The organism is Bacillus sp. JJ783, assembly GCF_036963225.1.
Taxonomy (GTDB): domain Bacteria; phylum Bacillota; class Bacilli; order Bacillales; family Bacillaceae_G; genus Bacillus_A; species Bacillus_A cereus_U.
In genome coordinates this window covers 1-17,625 of record NZ_JBALMG010000137.1, presented here as the reverse complement: position 1 = coordinate 17,625, position 17,625 = coordinate 1, and the positions used below count along the sequence as shown (strand labels likewise).

Below are 17,625 nucleotides of genomic sequence, written 5' to 3'. Positions count from 1 at the left end.
TTATTTAGGTGAAACAAGAAAACATAAGGCCGCATAGCGTTTTTTTAAGAAAGCTTTGCGGCCCTTTTTATGGTTTAAACCTTTGTATTATTACTCTATACAAGTATGCGGTTGATCCTAGGGTATTTCAGAACGAATCCATCATTGTAATAGGGAATTGTTTATTGTTTCTAGTTGGAAAATTTATATTGGGAGTCTTAAAGATATAGTAAATATAAAGGAGATGGGTTAAATAATGAAATACACACTTAAAGATCTTATAAATATAAACGAGTTTAAGAATATAACAGAGCAATTTTATAATTTAACTAAAGTTCCATTCTGTCTCCTTGATAATAATCAAAATGTTATATTTTCCAAAGGTGACCCTTTTTTTCATAATCCAAAAATCCAATCGTCCCAAGAAATGCATATTCCGATCATTATTGAGCAGGAGCATATAGCAACCTTTGTTATAGGAACAAGTAGTAATAAAGAGGTTATTGCGGATTCTCATATAACACATTTTAAATGCATTGCAAATCTAATTGAAGAGATGGCAACACAACAATTACACCTTAAAAAAATTCATGAAAAAGATTCACAAATGAATGCGATAACAAATCATGAGGAAAATTGTTTAGGTAGTATATTACAAAATATGCCGATTATGATTAATGCTATTGATGAAAAAGGAAATATTATTATGTGGAATCGGGAATGTGAATTAGTAACTGGATATAATGCAGATGAAATAATTAACAATCCAAAAGCGATGAAATTGCTACATCCTCATAGACCTAATCGTAACGATTTGTTGCAAAGTGGTCACGATTTTAGAGATTGGGAGATGGATATCACATGTAAAAATGGTGAGATAAAAACTATTATGTGGTCCAATATATTACATAGTATTCCAACTTTAGGATGGAGTTTCGGAGCAATTGGAATTGATATTACTAAGCGTAAGAGGATGGAAGAGAAACTTAAACAAACCTCGACTGAACTAGAATTAATTTTTAAAGCAATTCCTGATTTGTATTTTTTGTCAGAACTTGATGGGACCATTAAGGATTGTAAAGTTAATTCTGTATCCAAATTTTATGTTCCAATTGAAGAATTTATAGGGAAGAAATTCCAAGAGATATTACCAGTTCCTATCATAAAGCAATTTGAGAAGGCTATTAATCAAATAAAAACTTCATCCACTCCTGTATTAATAGATTATTCTCTACAACTAGATGATGAAATTTATTATTTTGAAGCAAGACTTTTACCGCTTTTTGAGGATGAAATTATGATTATTGTACGTGATATTACAGAGCGTACAATAACGACGGAATTATTAAAAAAATCAGATACCCTTAATGCAGTAGGGCAATTGGCAGCTGGGGTCGCTCATAAAGTTCGTAACCCATTAACAGTAATTAAAGGCTTCATGCAATTATTGCAACAGGAAGTAGGGAAGGATAAAGACTATTTAAGCCTAATACTTTCTGAAATCAGTACTATTGAAAAGGTTATTCAAGAATTTTTATCTATTGCAAAACCGAATGCTACAGTATTTGAACCGAAAAACCTTTGTACTATATTAGATAATGTAGTCGACTTAATAAGTACACAAGCAATTATGAAGAATATTCGTATTGCATTGAACATGGATGTTGAAAACTTATTGATTGAGTGTTGCGAAATTCAATTAAAACAAGTTTTCTATAGTATTTTACAAAATTCTATTGAGGCTATAAAAAATGGTCAAGAAATCATCATTAATGTGAAAAAACATAATAGTACCGAGGTTAAGATTTGTATTTTAGATAAAGGAGTAGGTATTCCTTCAGAAAGAATTAAAAGACTAGGTGAACCTTTTTATAGTACAAAAGAAAAAGGGACGGGTGTTGGGCTCATGATGAGTTATCGAATTATTGAAAGTCATGGTGGGAAAATAAGTATAAAAAGCCAAGTTGGGAAAGGAACTACTGTTACTCTGTTTTTCCCAATTTATAACGGTGACTCAGTTGGTGATGTTAGTCCAAATAGCATGTAATCATAACTAGCAAATAAATCTCTGGAAATGAAAAATCAGACGATTATCTTGTAGAAATATAGGTGGTCTGAAGTGATTTGATCAGGCAAAGAAAACTGGATTTAATAGAGATAATGTAACTTGAATTTGAAGTACAACTCCTAGTTTCAGTAGACGTTATATTTTATGCCTAGAAGTAAGAGGCTCCTTTCAAAAGTCACTTAAAAAGTTAGATTCATAATGTAACGGGAGATGAAAAATTAATTTAGAGAAAAGAAGGTTGCTCTAAATACCATTTAGGTTAAGTCACATGTATATCTTTAAATTGAAAAGTTTCTTTTTCTCAGCTATAGAAAAAGAAACTTTTTTACTTGAGTGATAATTTTTTATGATGGCTGTGAAAGAGTTTTGTTATATTTTTGAAAGAAAAATGTAATGTATATAAACTAATATGAACTTAAGAATATTGATTTTATATCATTCGCCATTGATGAAGGAACAGAGGAGATTTAATGTATGAAAACAAGAATTGCAATTATAGAAGATGAAGATAATATACGGGAGATATGTAAACGGTACTTAGAAAGGGAAGGGTATGAGGTATACACTGCTGTGAATGGAGCAAAAGGATGGAATGTATTTCAACAATTTCAACCAGATCTAATTATTTTAGATTTGATGATGCCAGAAAAAGATGGTTGGGAACTATGTGAGGAAATTCGCCAACATTCCAATGTACCTATTATTATGTTAACCGCGAGAGGAGAAGAAAGGGAGCGGATTTTAGGATTAACAATGGGGGCAGATGATTATGTAACAAAACCCTTTTCGCCTCGTGAATTAGTATTAAGGGTACAAATTATACTAAGAAGAGGAAATCAAGTAACACCTCAAGGAATAGAGCCTGAATCAGGAATGATAGAGTTTCTAGATTTGAAAATTGATCCAACGAAAAGACGTGTATTTGTTTGTCAATATGAAATAGAGCTAACGGTGAAAGAGTTTGAGGTGCTTTATCTCATGGCAAAACATCCTAAACAGGTGTTTTCACGGTCTCAACTTCTTGAACAAATTTGGGGATTTGAGTATGAAGGTTGCACAAATGCAGTAACTGTATTAATGAGTCGTTTACGTGAGAAATTGGAGAAACATACAACAAAGAATCGTTGGGTTCATACGGTTTGGGGCATCGGTTATTGTTTTGAACCAGATGGAGGAAACGATAAATGAAGTTACGATATCAACTGTTATTGATGAATCTATTAAGCACGGGTATCATGGTGATTTCTATATGGTACAGTGAAAGGCAAATGCTACTTAGACCAGAACAGACACGATTATTAATAGTAATAGTAATTGTAGCAATGATTATTTCTACGATTATTTACTGGTTAATGACACGCCCTATTATGAGATCTATTCAAAATTTAATTGCCTTAACCAAACAATTTAGTGATAGACAATTTGGAACGATGTACATAATAGGAAAAGAACCGGAAGAATTTAAAGAATTAGCAGAAGCTTTTCAAGAAATGGCCAAAAAACTAGACGAAAGCTTTGCTAAGTTAGAAAAAGGAGAAAAAGCACGTACAGAGCTGATTGCGAATATTTCCCACGACTTACGAACTCCTATGGCTAGCATACAATTGATGGTAGAAGCGTTACAAGATGGATTAATTGAAGACTCTGATATGAAACAACAATATTTAAAGACAATCCTAAATGATATACAACGATTAAGTGGATTAATTAATGATTTATTTGACCTTTCTAAGTTAGAACTTGGACAAGAAGTTTTTCATCCAAGTTTAATACATGTAGATAGCATTCTATTAAAAGTAATAGATTCACATGATATCTTATTGCAAGATAAAGAGATTGATTTGCAATTGCATGTTTCTGAGACATTACCACGAATTTGGATTATGCCATGTAAAATAGCACGAGTTATCAATAATTTGTTGCATAACGCGATTCGGCACTCTCCTACATGTGGAACAATCGAATTAATTGTAGAGGAAAATAAACAGAAGCAGCAAGTTCAATTCACTTTGTGTGATGAAGGGGAAGGGATTTCTCCAGATGATCAATTGCGTATATTTGACCGTTTTTTTAGAACGGATCCATCAAGAAGTTCACAATCTGGAGGTTCTGGGCTTGGTTTAGCTATTGCAAAATCGCTAGTTGAACTGCATAAAGGACAAATTGGTGTTCGGGACCGCCAAGATGGGAAACAGGGATGTGAATTTTGGTTTACTCTTCCTGTTACATCAGAAAAAAATGAGTCGGTTGAAAGACTTTTGTAACATTTACGAAAGGAAATTGAAAGATATATATAATAAGATTACTGTATCGAGGGTGATTATATTTTAATCTGAAGTGAATAGTATAAGTATAATTTCATCTTTTGTAATCTTGTAGATATGATGAAAGAGAGGAAGAAATAAAATGGGTCAAATGAAAAAATAACTCCCGCAGCTTTAGCGTGTGCTTGTTCTAGTAAGTCCAGTTTTTTCTTTAAAAGTAGAAGTAAGTACAGTATCTTACTCTTCTAGTTCAATCACTTCTGTTGAAAAAGAAAACCTGTCATTAAATATTAAAAATGGACAGGTGCCAGAAGAAAGGTTCAATTTCAACAGGTGTAATTAAAACAGATGATTAAAAACTAGTTCGTTCAGATGTACTAGAAAAATAAAGAGGTATGGAAAAAGGAACATTATTTTCTAAACTGCCTTTATGGAATAAAAATAAAGGAATCACATACATAAAAAATATATTGAACAGAGGTAATTACACGATGATTTTAAAGTTATTATTTATACTTTTTGGCGTAGTCTTAGTATTATGGGGTATATATAGAATGAAAACGGATGAAGCATTTATAGGGAAAACACAAACAAGAAAAAATATTTTTAATTTCTTTATTTTAGGAGAAACAGCGGGGCTGGGACAATTCTTAAGCGGAATTGCATGTGTAATTATAGGGATTTTATCTTTTATAATTAAATAGTTTATAAATAAAAGGAACACAACTTTAAAAAAGTTGTGTTCCTTTTATTTTTGTCACCTATCAGATTTACAATTTATTAAATAGCAAAGTAAAACTGCCTTTTTGTTTGGTTAGGAAATAATTTGTAAAATTTGTTTCTGCAATTTTCTCATCTTTCTATGTGTTAAGACATTCTGCAACGGAACCCGTTATATCAATAAAGTAAAAAAAATTGTGAAAGACTTTTGTAACATTTGCGAAAGGGAAATGAAAGACTTGTGAGATATTATGAAATCAATCTTACTAGTAGATGTTCAAACATGTATAGGAAATATGAAGGAAAACTAAGATGAAAAAATTAAAGCCAATACTTGGTGCAGTAAGTAGTTTAACTATGGCATTGACGATAACATCCCCTGCTTTAGCTGAAACAAAGCCTGAACAAGGCGGAAAAGTGGAAACCTTTCAAGAAGATACCAATCTAAAGGAAGGACAAAATATTATCTATGGTGATTCTGGAAAAAAGGGAATCATGATTATGGAAGAACCTCAGGAAAATAATGATTGGGACAATGATGGTATTCCTAATGACGTGGAAGAAAAAGGATTTAAAATTGTATTTAATGAAAAGACAGGAAAAAATGAAGCTCAGTTATATGATCTAGTGAAAGACTTTGGAAAAAAGAGATTTATAACAAATCCGAAGAGTGCAAACTCAGATGGAGACCCTTTTACAGATAGCTATGAAGTGGAGCATTATGATAGTGATTCTGATACAGATTTTAACCCCATGATCGCGAATGTGCCAAATCTACAAATTGCTGTAAAACGTATCGATATTACTCCGGTTGCTAGTATTACAGATTCAAATGGTGAATCACGTACTAAGAGCTGGGAAAAAAGTCTATCTGTACAACATTCTTTTAATGTTGGTTTAGCGGTTGAAGGCGGCGCTGAGGGATCGGCAGTGGGTCCTGTACCTTCAGGAAAAGGATCGTTAAATGTAGGATATGGTTACTCTAATACAAAAACGGAAACAGAAAGCATCTCTAATAGTTTTGATTGGTCAACAGCAACAACTGTTGATTCAGCTAAAGCAGCAAATGTGCGCTTCCATCTAGAATATAAAAACACGGGTACAGCGTCTGCTGGGGATGTTTCACCTCACTTTAACATTCGATTAGGTAATAAAATTATTAATACTGTTAAGGCGACACAAGATCGTTATAAAGCCAACTTGTTAACTACAGCAAAAGGCGGAAACAATAAAACTGAAATTCTAATGGATAGTATAGAAGGTCAAGCCGATGTGAAAATTTCTCTAACACTAGATGAATTAAAAGCGGTAGAACAAGGGGCACCCCTTTCTATTGAGGTCTTGCCTACCAGTACAATGAATGTATATACAATGAAAGATGGAAAGTTTGAAAATTTAGGTGATTGGTCGCATTTTGCATCAAATGTAAATGCTTCTACTACATTAGTAGAAACAAATTTGGGTTCTATACCAAAATTTAGAGTGTATACACCAAGAACGAACAAAACAAAACCTGCTAGCGTTGATTATAATCTTTCACTGGACGAATTTTTTGAAAATAGCGGGATAGGCAAGGGGGCTTGGGTAGCGAAGCATATTGTAAATGGTCAGCCAAAAGAAAATCTAGTTCGTTATGGTCCAAATCGTTCTCTTTTAGAACGAGGTGAGAGCCTTGGTTTCTTTGATTACCGTGCACTACAACCAACTCTATCATATAGCAGTTACGATTATAGCAAGAAAAAGATTTATGCTTCGGTTATACCAGGTATATTTAATTTAAATAAAGAAATCTTTGTTACGGTTCGTAATAAAAAAGGTGAGAGCCAAAAGGTAACATTAGTTCGAAATCAGAATTCAAATGTATATGAATCTAAAGAAAATGAACCTGTAGACATAGCAGTTAACCGTGCATCTCTTGGAGAATCTCACGCTAAGTTTGAATTAATTGATGTAAAAGACAATAAAACTGAAGTTTTCACGCCTCTTGTTTCAAATAAAAGCTATCTAGACGCTATCGATAAAATAGTAGTAGATAATTCTGGAGAACCTATAGTAGAAGGAAAACAGTATTATTTGAAGTCAGCTACTAACTTCGCTAACGGTGTAAACGAATCTTGGAGCGCTGGTACTTTAAGCCAATCAATTAATGGGAGATATGTACACTTTTCACTTAAGGGGAATAATTGGGATGGATTGAGACTCGGTCCTATCCAACAAGCAATACATGGACCAGACGTTCAAGCAACACCAGTAATACTTGAAAGAAAAGGTAAATCTAGACCGGAAGAACCATTCAAAAAAGATGAAGAAGTGTTTATGAAGTTTACGAATAGTAGTCATAGTAATTATCAGTATTTAAACATTGGAAATGGTTATGACTATAGTTGGTTAGATACTGATCACAATAAATCTGCTATTAAATTAGACAAGCTTACTAATCAGAAGAACTTCTATATAAAATCTGATTCTAATTATATAACATCAAGAGAAAACCAGTGGACTAGTTCTGTTGCAGATAATGGTATTGCCCCGCTTGTAGGTGCTGGTGAGCGTGTTTTAAAATCTGAGCATACAACTTCACCAGGTAATTATCACCAATGGGAATTAGAAAGTATTAAGTAAAGAATGATGCGGTATATGTCCCCCTGTCTATATGGATGGGGGGACATATAAGGTTATAAAGATATCAAATCTTTCTGATTGAAAGAAAGATAAAAGAGGAAGAAAAGAGTTTTCCGCTTTCGGGTGTATTGTTGATTGTTTTAGAGCAATAATATTTTTCGTAAAATAGTAGCAGTGTGAAATGTTTTTTTGCAAGAGGATTCGAATTTTTAATTATTATAATCTTATTATTTCGTTTAAATGAGGTGAAATGTATGCGGAACTTAGTAAACAATCTAAATGTTAAAGCGACTACACAAGAAGATTTACAACAAATTTAAAAACTATGTACAATTTATGATCAAGCTATGTACGGTGAAATTGATACAACGGTAGAGGACATTACTAACTCATGGAAAGGTATTGATGTTAGTAAAAGTTCTTATGTTGTTATGGATAAAGATGAAATAATCGCTTATGGAATTTTGACAGGGAATGAAAGACAGTTTCCATCTGCCGTATTTGTAAACCCTGATTATATGAATCAAGAAATTGAACATGTAATATGGTCAAAGCTTGAAGAGCGTGCTACGGAGCTTGTTAGTAATTCGTCTTGCTCGAATGGCACGATTGTAACACAAGCAAATAATTTCTATGAGGAAAAAGTGTTAAGAGAAGGTGGTTTTATTCCAACGCGTATATGGTGGGGGATGGAGATTGAATTGAACTCAAATATACCAACACCACTATGGCCAAATGGTGTTACAGTGCGACATTACATACCTGGTGTGGATGATGAGAGATTACATCAAGCTTTTAATGAAGCCTTTGCAGACCACTGGAATTCGCGACCTTCAAAGCTAGAAGAGTTTTTGCAGCGTACTGAAAGAGCTGGGTTTCATCCTACGTTATGGTCACTAGCAATGGTTGAGGATGAAGTAGTGGGCTTTATTTTTAGTAAAAAGGGTACTGATAATAAAGCTGAAATTACTCATTTAGGTGTAAGACGTTCTAAGCGGAAACAAGGGTTAGGATTAGCTCTGTTACAGTATGCATTTGGTCAATTGTACGAAGAGGGGATTTCAAAAGTGCATCTGAATGTAGATTCTGAGAATATTACAGGAGCACCCCGCGTATATGAAGCAGCTGGAATGGAAGTACAGAGTAAATTTGTTCGTTTTGATAAGGAAGTTTTGTTGGAAAATAAAGAAGAAGTCCAGTGATGTATTACTGGACTTCTTTGTTTTCGTACTACTAAGGATCAATTCTCAGAAATAAGAATTGAGTGATTAAGATTGGACGGATGTATTAGGTATGCAAAGATAGGTAATTTTACTAATATACTAAATCCTCAGATGATATGTGAAAATAGAATTTTTACGTGATAGTAGCAAGGGAAATAAAATGCATTTAAATGGTAGGAAATGACGTTATCAACTATAAATATTAAAGTACATGCGGTATGAAACCGAGGAAGATATGCTTTCCTTGGTTATTTATATTGTAATAACATTTATACAGGAATCATATTGAATAGATGTATTTTATTGTTAATTTAGTTAAAAATTAATCAGATTTATGTATAATGATTTATTGAAAAAATAATTGAACTTTTCAGATAAATGAATTAATATGAAGTAAGCAATTTTAAGTTTTATAGAAAATAGGAAGATGAGGGGTTTTGGAAATTTTATAAGAGGCAAAATAAGATTTTAGGATAGCTTTAAAGTTAGTCTAAAATGACGTTTGTTTCATCATTTTCAGGGCCGAAGAGGAATTAGGGGTAAAACATCTTACTTTAAAATGCGGCTATGAATCATCTAAGAGGGGGAAATGAAGTGGCAAACAAAGAATTGAAACGAGGTTTAGAAGCACGTCATATTCAAATGATTGCTTTAGGCGGAACAATTGGTGTTGGTTTGTTTATGGGGTCAGCCAGCACGATTAAATGGACAGGTCCGTCAGTAATGCTTGCATATGCAATCGCAGGTATTTTTATCTTCTTCATTATGCGTGCCATGGGAGAAATGTTGTATATGGAGCCAAGCACAGGTTCATTTGCGACATTTGGTCACAAGTATATTCATCCATTAGCTGGTTATATGACGGCATGGAGTAACTGGTTCCAGTGGGTTATCGTTGGGATGTCAGAGATTATCGCAGTTGGGGCGTATATGAAATATTGGTTCCCGGATTTACCGGCTTGGATACCTGGTGTTATCGCGATGGTTATTCTTGGTGCGGCTAACTTAATTTCGGTTAAGTCATTTGGTGAATTTGAATTTTGGTTTGCAATGATTAAAATTGTTACGATTTTATTAATGATTATTGCCGGATTCGGTCTCATTTTCTTCGGAATTGGGAACGGAGGAGAAGCAATTGGTATATCTAATCTGTGGAAAAATGGTGGTTTCTTCACAGGTGGTTTTTCAGGATTCTTCTTTGCGCTATCACTTGTAGTTGGGGCATATCAAGGTGTGGAATTAATCGGGATTACTGCTGGTGAAGCGAAAAATCCGAAGAAGACACTTACTAGAGCAATTCAAAGTACAATTTGGCGTATTTTAATTTTCTATATTGGTGCTATTTTCGTTATTGTAACTGTTTATCCTTGGGATCAATTAAGTTCAATTGGTAGTCCGTTCGTAGCGACTTTTGCGAAGGTCGGTATTACGGCAGCGGCTGGACTTATTAACTTCGTTGTTATTACAGCGGCAATGTCAGGTTGTAATAGTGGTATTTATAGTGCTGGGCGTATGCTGTATACGTTAGGTGTAAATGGACAAGCACCAAAATATTTTGCGAAAATTTCTAAAAATGGTGTACCTTTATTCGGTACAGTTGGCGTAATTATCGGTTTAGCGGTTGGTGTTGTTTTAAGCTACATTGCACCGAAAAACTTATTCGTATATGTATATAGTGCAAGTGTACTTCCTGGTATGGTGCCATGGTTTGTTATTTTAATTAGTCAAATTCGTTTTAGAAAAGAAAAGGGAGCAGAGATGAAAGATCATCCATTCAAAATGCCATTTGCTCCTGTTACAAACTATTTAACAATTGCCTTTTTAATTATGGTATTAATCGGTATGTGGTTTAACGATGATACTCGTATTTCACTAATTGTAGGTATTGTTTTCTTAGCTATCGTAACAATTAGTTTCTATGCTTTCGGAATAGGGAAGAGAGCTCCGTTAGAAGTTCAAAATGATCAAGAGATTTCAAGTAAATAAAGGTAATAAAAAAGTCCGATTTCTTATTTAGAAATCGGACTTTTGTTATTAAAACTTTTCTAATACAATCTTCCCAATTGTACGTCCACCCTCAAGTAATGCATGTGCTTTTTTAAGGTTTTCTGCATTAATTGGTGTTAACGTATCATTTAAAGTAGTTTGAAGAATACCTTCATCTAATAGCTCGCTTACTTTATTTAATAGTTCGTGCTGCGTACTCATATCACCAGTTTCATACATCGCTTTTGTGAACATAAACTCCCAAACGAATGTAGCGCTTTTACTTTTTAAAATCCCCATTTCAAGAGGGTGCTCATTTTCTACGATAGAGCAAATTTTCCCTTGTGGTTTAATGAGGTCACCGATTGCTTGCCAATGTTGATCTGTATTGTTTAAGCAGAAGATGTAATCGACATCTTTTAGCCCAAGTTCTACTATTTGATCTTTTAACGGTTTGTGATGGTTAATTGTATGATCAGCACCAAACTTTTTCACCCAGTCTATCGTTTCACCGCGGGAAGCAGTTGCGATGACATTTAGTCCAGCCCATTTCGCAAGCTGAATTGCGATTGAACCTACACCACCAGCTCCGCCGATAATTAAAATATTTTTAAATGTATTTTCACTTTTCTTAGCGTAATCAATGCCTAAACGTTCGAATAAACCTTCCCACGCTGTAATAGCTGTTAAAGGAATTGCTGCAGATTCAGCATCGCTTAAAGTTTTTGGTTTTTTACCAACGATTCTTTCATCAACTAAATGGTATTCACTATATGTACCTTGTCTCGTAATGCTTCCAGCGTAAAACACTTCATCGCCTTCTTTAAATAATGTACAACCTTCGCCAGTTTGTACAACAACACCACAAGCATCCCAGCCAAGTATTTTCGCTATATCTTCTTTTTTATCTTTCGGAGAGCGAACTTTTGTATCAACTGGGTTAACGGAAATCGCATTAATCTTAACAAGTATATCTCTTCCTGTGGCAACAGGTCTTTCAACTTCAATATCAATTAAACTGTTTTCTTCTTCAATAGGTAAGTATTCATGTAAACCAATTGCTTTCATTTTTATTCCCTCCATTAAAGTAAGAGTCTTTTTCTCTTTCATTATAGATGGGAAGTGTTGTTATGTAAAAAAGTACACTCCTTTTTATGTTGTCATTTAATTAGTTTCAAAATTCTGATAAATAATATACAATTAGTATAGAAAATAATGCGAGGTGAATGACTATGACAGCAAAACTAAGCAAAAGCGATTATTTAATCGTAATGGCAATTATCATTATGTATTCGTTAATTGGTCACGTATTAAATTTAGATGTTTTAAAAGTTATGGCTATTCATACAGATGATTTTAGCGTTAGTTTCGTAGGAATTGCTATATGTTATATCACAGCTAGGTTATTGTTTTTTGCTATTCGGAAATTTAAAAATGATAAGTAATGCTGTAATGAAGAATTTGTGAACAACCTAAAAATAATAGTTGAAACAATGGAAGAAGAGAAGGAGTTTATTTCTAACAGGAGGAATTTTTACTGTATTGTCTTATCCAAAACTAAATGAAAAGGTGGATACATAATGACGGTAAAAAAGCTTTATTTCGTTCCAGCAGGTCGTTGTATGTTAGACCATTCTTCTGTTAATAGTACGCTCACACCGGGGAATTTATTGAACTTACCAGTATGGTGTTATTTATTGGAGACAGAAGAAGGGCCAATTATAGTAGATACAGGTATGCCAGAAAGTGCGGTTAATAATGAAAATTTATTTGACGGTACATTTGTTGAGGGACAGATTTTACCAAAAATGACTGAAGAAGATAGAATCGTAAATATTTTAAAGCGTGCAGGGTATGAACCAGAAGACCTTCTGTATATTATTAGTTCTCACTTACATTTTGATCATGCAGGAGGAAATGGTGCTTTTACAAATACACCGATTATCGTGCAGCGTGCTGAATATGAGGCGGCACAACATAGTGAAGAATATATGAAAGAATGTATATTGCCGAATTTAAACTACAAAATCATTGAAGGGGATTATGAAGTCGTACCAGGAGTTCAATTATTGTATACACCAGGACATACTCCGGGGCATCAGTCACTATTAATTGAGACAGAAAAATCCGGTCCTGTGTTATTAACAATTGATGCATCTTATACGAAAGAAAATTTTGAAGATGAAGTGCCGTTCGCTGGATTTGATCCGGAATTAGCTTTAGCTTCAATTAAACGTTTGAAAGAGGTTGTGATAAAAGAGAACCCGATTGTTTTCTTTGGTCATGATATGGAGCAGGAAAAGAGCTGTAAAGTGTTCCCTGAATATATATAAATAGAAAAAGTCATGGGCCTATTAGCTCATGACTTTTTCTATTAAATAACCTTTTTAAATAAGTTATATACTTTTTTCGAATTCCCTTCATTTAATTGATAATAAGTAAGGTCTACGTCATCAGGAGTGTTTTGATGGGCAATCATAACTTCACTACTGTTGTTATCTACTATCCAAATTAAATATTGTTTATAAGTCCCATCTTGGAAAGTAATCCACATGTTACAATCTACTGAATCAGAACCTTCTTCATCTAGCGTTAAATCGCCTTTTTTTGCTGTGTCCATACTGTTAATGAATGTTTTTAATTCATCTGTTTTTGTAAGGAAGATAGATTTTCTTGTTTTAATTGACTCTACATGTATATCTTTTATTTCCTGTTTTCCTAAAAAGACAGGAGGTGCATTTGGGTCTCTTTGAGTTGAAATAATAGTAGCTTTCTTCTTTGGTTTGCTTGCTGTATAGAAATCTTGAATAGATTTTCCAGAGTTGAAAAACCATACGATTCCAAAAATAATCAATACACTACCTAGCAGTAAAATAATTTTTTTAATAGAATATTCTCCTCTCTATTACTTCGTTTGAAGAGCTTTTCTATTAATATATGATAGGTAAGCGTAAAGTATTATAGTTGTACGTGGCTATGCTTCACAGTTTTTATAGGGCGATCAACGAGTAAATTGTAAGTAAGCCCTATTAATACGAAAATTCCACCGACAATTTTGCCCATTGAGAGTTCGTGTGACAAGAAGAAATCAATGATAGTCCCCGTAAATAATTGTCCGATAAAGATGAGTAACGTTAAATAAAATGCTGGAATTTTAGGAGTAATATAGTTTGATAATGAGATGACGATAACACCTACTAATCCGCCTAAGTATACAGCGATAGGTATGGATTGCAGTGTATGACTAGAAATATACAACGAATCTGAACTGAAAATTAAAAATAACATAGAGAAAAATAATCCAGTAATATAATTAAAAAACGTACCTTCCCAATTTCCAATTTTCTTTGCTAAATTCGCGTTAATAATTCTAGCAACAACGATGGATACTCCAACTAAAATAGCGATACAAATATATAACATATTCTTGCCCCCATTAATAAATTGTCATGATAATAATTCCAGAAGAGATGAATAATAACCCAACTAGTTTTTTCTTTTCAAACTTCGCAACTTTCATACCTAATAAACCGAAATGATCAATTACGATAGAAGCAATAGATTGACCAAGTAAGCCTAATGCGATAGTAATAGAGGCACCAAGAGCAGAGAAGCTTATATTGCTAAAAAGAACAGTGAATACACCAATCGCTCCAGCGCTATATAAATAAAGTGGAATACCTTTTTCAAAGTGAATTTTATTTTTGTTAAGGACTAGCACGAAAACAACTGCTATTAAACCTACAAGATGAATGACAACACTCGCTGTATAATTGCCAATCAACTCAGATAAAATTCCGTTCAATGGAAGCATAATGGCAATAAGCACACCAATAAAGACAGAAAGAAAGTTATACAATGTAATATCCCCTTTGTATTTCATGTTTGTAATGACTGTATCATGTTGAAATTGTGTATTACTATGACATATGTCATAGTAGAAGAAGAAAATTTTGATTAAAATGGGGATGAGTTGTAAAGGTGGGGAACTATGAAGAAAGTATGTAATTCAAATAAATTAGCAGATTATATGAAACAAAATAATATTGACTCATTTTTTAGTAGTGATATGAAGCCATATATGGAACTTATATTTTTTAAAAAGAATGAGTTCATTTGTAGAGAAAATGAAGAGATAGATTATTTATATTTCTTTGTTGAAGGAAAAGCGAAAGCGTTTAACACATTAAGTAACGGGAAATCTGTATTATTATGTTTTTATGATAGCTTGCAATTGTTAGGGGATGTAGAGTTAATTCACTCTCAAAGGATCACTTCAAACGTACAAGTAATGGCAGATTCTTATTGTGTTGGTTTGCCTTTAGGGAAAGTTAGAAATCAGTTGTTTCATGATGCGAAATTTTTAAGATGCATTTGCGGTTCTTTAGCCAATAAATTAAATCGACTTTCAAAAAATAGTACAATTAATTTACTATATCCGCTTGAAAATCGACTTGCGAGTTATATGTTAGCAGCAGGGGAACGAGCGGTTCAGCACGGAAATAGAATTGTGTTTAGTGGGAATTTAACGGAAACAGCCGAATTGTTAGGAACGAGTTATCGGCATTTATTACGAACATTAAATGTTTTTTGTGATAAAGAGATTATAAAGAAAAATAATGGATGTTTTGAAGTGATGAATGTAGATGTTTTGCGGGAATTGGCGGCGGATGTATATAAATAGGAGGGTATTATAAATGATTACACCTATATTTAGAATTTTTGATATTGAAAAGGCTCAGTTATTTTACTTTAATTTTTTAGGATTTAAACTGGATTGGGAACATCGGTATGAGGAAAATATGCCATTATATATGCAAATTTCGTTAAAGGATGCTGTGATACATTTATCTGAGCATCATGGTGATGCATCACCAGGCGGTGCGATTCGTGTGAAAATGAAAGATTTAAAAAACTACCAAACTGTATTATCGAGTAAAGAATATTTATATTCTAAACCTAATATAGAAAAAACACCTTGGGATACACTTGAATTAACAGTGATTGATCCATTTTCAAATAGAATTACATTTTATGAGGAAATGGTTTAGAAATTGAGGTGTCATAAATAATTTATCAAAATAGGGGTTACAATGAAAAGAAAAATAGTGATAATTTCAGATATTTATGGAAATAGTCACGCTTTAAAGGCGGTATTAAAAGATATTTCACGTCGTAAGGTCGAAATGATAATAAATTTAGGTGATAGTGTGTATGGGCCGTTAGATCCTTTAGGGACAATTGAAATATTAATGAGTAACGAGATGATACATATTAAGGGGCGTTTACTTTATAGTAAACTGCTCTTTTTATTTTGGGTAGATATTGAATTATATAAAAATAAAATGTTATGATTATGGAAACGTATGAACATATGAACATGTATTCATGTGTTTGGGAGAAGGAGGGATTGGAGTGAAAGATATAATTATCGTTGGAGCTGGTCAAGCTGGATTAACAATGGGATACTACTTGAAGCAGGAAGGATATAGTTTCTTATTACTTGAGGCGGGAAACCAAATTGGTGATTCATGGAGAAACCGATATGATTCTTTGCAGCTTTTTACACCGAGGGCATATAGTAGTTTGCCAGGTATGGCATTAATAGGAGAGAAAAATGGATTTCCATATAAAGATGAGATTGCAAATTATTTAGAAGGATATGCAAGGCATTATAAATTACCCGTACAATTGCAAACTGAAGTTTTAAAAATAAGGAAAGAGAAAGAAATATTTGAATTACACACTCCTACAGAAATTTTACAATCGAAAAAAGTTATTATCGCATCAGGTGGTTTTCAGCAACCATTCATCCCCTCATTTTCACAACATCTTTCATCACATATTTTTCAAATACATTCATCACAATATATATCACCATCGCAAATTCCAAAGGGAAGAGTACTAGTAGTAGGTGGCGGGAATTCAGGCATGCAAATAGCAGTAGAACTTGCAAAAACTCATGAAGTTACGATGTCTATCAGTCATCCTTTAACGTTTTTACCGTTACATCTTTTTAGAAAAAGTATTTTCAATTGGTTAGAAAAAATAGGTTTATTGTATGCTGAAATAAATACAAAGAGAGGAAGGTGGTTTCAGAAGAGAAAGGATCCTATTTTTGGTTTTGAAGGTAAGGAACTCATTCGTAATGAAGCAATGAAACTATGGGGAAAAGTAGTAAGTGCATCAGAAAATAACATTATGTTTCAGAATGGTGATACGTATAGGGCACAAAGTATTATATGGTCAACTGGTTTTGTTCAAGATTATAAATGGATTGAAATAGAAAAGGCTGTGAATGAGAAAGGATTTCCTAATCATATAAAGGGAATAAGTCTAGTAAGAGGATTGTATTATATCGGATTGCCCTGGCAATCTCAAAGGGGTTCGGCACTTATTTGTGGTGTAGGAAAGGATGCGGCGTATTTGCTTTCTGAAATCAAAAAAATAGATCAGTAGCAGCAACTACTGATCATCCATATGTACATGAATTAGGAGAGGTCAAACATTTATTAACTTTATTATAATAGATTTTCATGGGATAAAAAACTGAAAATTCTTATTTTTGTGTTGAGAAAGTTTTTTTGTATCGAAATATATGAAAAAACAGGAATTTTCATTGGGAAGAAAAATGATATTTATATTTTAGTAAATTATGATATAGTCTACATTAGAGCTATTTCCATAAATATAATTACTTGTAAATTATATTTATGTGAAGGAAGGAGAAGCAATTATGAAGTTTGATGATCAACGCCTACTA

At 33.2% G+C, this 17,625-nt stretch carries 15 protein-coding genes and 2 pseudogenes; 13 read left to right on the top strand and 4 right to left on the bottom strand.

The features are described from left to right. The first annotated feature begins 235 nt into the window (after positions 1-235). The 7 genes and pseudogenes from V7038_RS24520 to V7038_RS24490 all read left to right on the top strand — a co-directional run bounded on the left by V7038_RS24520 (position 236) and on the right by V7038_RS24490 (position 10,862). Positions 236-2,026 (top strand): ATP-binding protein, encoded by a 1,791-nt coding sequence (locus tag V7038_RS24520; protein ID WP_335695771.1) that lies wholly within the window; start codon positions 236-238, stop codon positions 2,024-2,026. A 495-nt stretch (positions 2,027-2,521) separates the two neighbouring features. Then, entirely contained in the window at positions 2,522-3,235 is a 714-nt protein-coding gene (locus V7038_RS24515) for a response regulator transcription factor (RefSeq protein WP_002111000.1), read from the top strand. Next, entirely contained in the window at positions 3,232-4,311 is a 1,080-nt protein-coding gene (locus V7038_RS24510; protein WP_002161026.1) for a sensor histidine kinase, read from the top strand. The genes V7038_RS24515 and V7038_RS24510 overlap by 4 nt, the downstream gene beginning before the upstream one ends. Positions 4,312-4,802: 491 nt before the next feature. After that, entirely contained in the window at positions 4,803-5,015 is a 213-nt protein-coding gene (locus V7038_RS24505; protein ID WP_002110998.1) for a hypothetical protein, read from the top strand. Between the two features lie 328 nt (positions 5,016-5,343). Next, entirely contained in the window at positions 5,344-7,653 is a 2,310-nt protein-coding gene (locus V7038_RS24500; protein WP_335695770.1) for a binary toxin-like calcium binding domain-containing protein, read from the top strand. Between the two features lie 254 nt (positions 7,654-7,907). After that, positions 7,908-8,855, top strand: a pseudogene (locus tag V7038_RS24495) (GNAT family N-acetyltransferase). 615 nt (positions 8,856-9,470) lie between these two features. Further along, entirely contained in the window at positions 9,471-10,862 is a 1,392-nt protein-coding gene (locus V7038_RS24490) for an amino acid permease (RefSeq protein ID WP_335695769.1), read from the top strand. A 48-nt stretch (positions 10,863-10,910) separates the two neighbouring features. Here V7038_RS24490 and V7038_RS24485 read toward each other — a convergent pair whose 3' ends face one another. Further along, positions 10,911-11,930 (bottom strand): zinc-binding alcohol dehydrogenase family protein, encoded by a 1,020-nt coding sequence (locus V7038_RS24485; RefSeq protein WP_335695768.1) that lies wholly within the window; start codon positions 11,928-11,930, stop codon positions 10,911-10,913. A gap of 164 nt (positions 11,931-12,094) precedes the next feature. Between V7038_RS24485 and V7038_RS24480 the strand changes: the two genes are divergently transcribed. Together V7038_RS24480 and aiiA are read left to right on the top strand one after the other, a co-directional pair. After that, positions 12,095-12,307 carry a hypothetical protein gene (locus V7038_RS24480; RefSeq protein ID WP_286097510.1) on the top strand — a complete coding sequence of 71 codons (213 nt, stop codon included), beginning with the start codon at positions 12,095-12,097 and terminating at the stop codon, positions 12,305-12,307. A gap of 135 nt (positions 12,308-12,442) precedes the next feature. After that, positions 12,443-13,195, top strand: a complete 753-nt coding sequence (aiiA, locus tag V7038_RS24475; protein WP_002110992.1) for a quorum-quenching N-acyl homoserine lactonase AiiA — start codon at positions 12,443-12,445, stop codon at positions 13,193-13,195. Positions 13,196-13,236: 41 nt separating this feature from the next. On the opposite strand, the gene V7038_RS24470 is transcribed toward aiiA, so the two are convergent. The 3 genes from V7038_RS24470 to V7038_RS24460 form a co-directional block, all read right to left on the bottom strand. Next, positions 13,237-13,716, bottom strand: coding sequence for a hypothetical protein (locus tag V7038_RS24470; protein WP_002110991.1), 480 nt, complete (start codon positions 13,714-13,716; stop codon positions 13,237-13,239). Between the two features lie 104 nt (positions 13,717-13,820). After that, positions 13,821-14,285: a DMT family transporter gene (locus V7038_RS24465; protein WP_002121102.1), complete on the bottom strand. Its 465-nt coding sequence runs from the start codon at positions 14,283-14,285 to the stop codon at positions 13,821-13,823. A gap of 13 nt (positions 14,286-14,298) precedes the next feature. Continuing rightward, positions 14,299-14,745 carry a DMT family transporter gene (locus V7038_RS24460; RefSeq protein WP_002121099.1) on the bottom strand — a complete coding sequence of 149 codons (447 nt, stop codon included), beginning with the start codon at positions 14,743-14,745 and terminating at the stop codon, positions 14,299-14,301. 108 nt (positions 14,746-14,853) lie between these two features. On the opposite strand from V7038_RS24460, the gene yeiL reads away from it, so the two are divergent. From yeiL to V7038_RS24440, 4 genes and pseudogenes are all read left to right on the top strand, one after another. Continuing rightward, complete coding sequence (gene yeiL, locus V7038_RS24455; protein WP_002110988.1) at positions 14,854-15,546, top strand: transcriptional regulator YeiL; 693 nt, start codon at positions 14,854-14,856, stop codon at positions 15,544-15,546. A gap of 13 nt (positions 15,547-15,559) precedes the next feature. Further along, a complete protein-coding gene (locus tag V7038_RS24450; RefSeq protein WP_002110987.1) occupies positions 15,560-15,913 on the top strand; it encodes a glyoxalase superfamily protein in 354 nt (117 codons plus the stop codon). A gap of 42 nt (positions 15,914-15,955) precedes the next feature. Beyond that, positions 15,956-16,144 (top strand): annotated as a pseudogene (locus V7038_RS24445) (metallophosphoesterase family protein); the annotation flags it as partial. A 133-nt stretch (positions 16,145-16,277) separates the two neighbouring features. Further along, a complete protein-coding gene (locus V7038_RS24440; RefSeq protein WP_002110985.1) occupies positions 16,278-17,321 on the top strand; it encodes a flavin-containing monooxygenase in 1,044 nt (347 codons plus the stop codon). Positions 17,322-17,625: the final 304 nt, after the last annotated feature.

Excerpts from the sequence above, each read along its gene's own strand:
- V7038_RS24460 (WP_002121099.1), bottom strand. The coding sequence starts at position 14,745 with ATGAAATACAAAGGGGATATTACATTGTATAACTTTCTTTCTGTCTTT.
- V7038_RS24485 (WP_335695768.1), bottom strand. The coding sequence starts at position 11,930 with ATGAAAGCAATTGGTTTACATGAATACTTACCTATTGAAGAAGAAAAC.
- V7038_RS24465 (WP_002121102.1), bottom strand. The coding sequence starts at position 14,285 with ATGTTATATATTTGTATCGCTATTTTAGTTGGAGTATCCATCGTTGTT.
- aiiA (WP_002110992.1), top strand. The coding sequence starts at position 12,443 with ATGACGGTAAAAAAGCTTTATTTCGTTCCAGCAGGTCGTTGTATGTTA.
- V7038_RS24520 (WP_335695771.1), top strand. The coding sequence starts at position 236 with ATGAAATACACACTTAAAGATCTTATAAATATAAACGAGTTTAAGAAT.
- V7038_RS24480 (WP_286097510.1), top strand. The coding sequence starts at position 12,095 with ATGACAGCAAAACTAAGCAAAAGCGATTATTTAATCGTAATGGCAATT.
- V7038_RS24505 (WP_002110998.1), top strand. The coding sequence starts at position 4,803 with ATGATTTTAAAGTTATTATTTATACTTTTTGGCGTAGTCTTAGTATTA.
- V7038_RS24500 (WP_335695770.1), top strand. The coding sequence starts at position 5,344 with ATGAAAAAATTAAAGCCAATACTTGGTGCAGTAAGTAGTTTAACTATG.
- V7038_RS24510 (WP_002161026.1), top strand. The coding sequence starts at position 3,232 with ATGAAGTTACGATATCAACTGTTATTGATGAATCTATTAAGCACGGGT.
- yeiL (WP_002110988.1), top strand. The coding sequence starts at position 14,854 with ATGAAGAAAGTATGTAATTCAAATAAATTAGCAGATTATATGAAACAA.
- V7038_RS24450 (WP_002110987.1), top strand. The coding sequence starts at position 15,560 with ATGATTACACCTATATTTAGAATTTTTGATATTGAAAAGGCTCAGTTA.
- V7038_RS24515 (WP_002111000.1), top strand. The coding sequence starts at position 2,522 with ATGAAAACAAGAATTGCAATTATAGAAGATGAAGATAATATACGGGAG.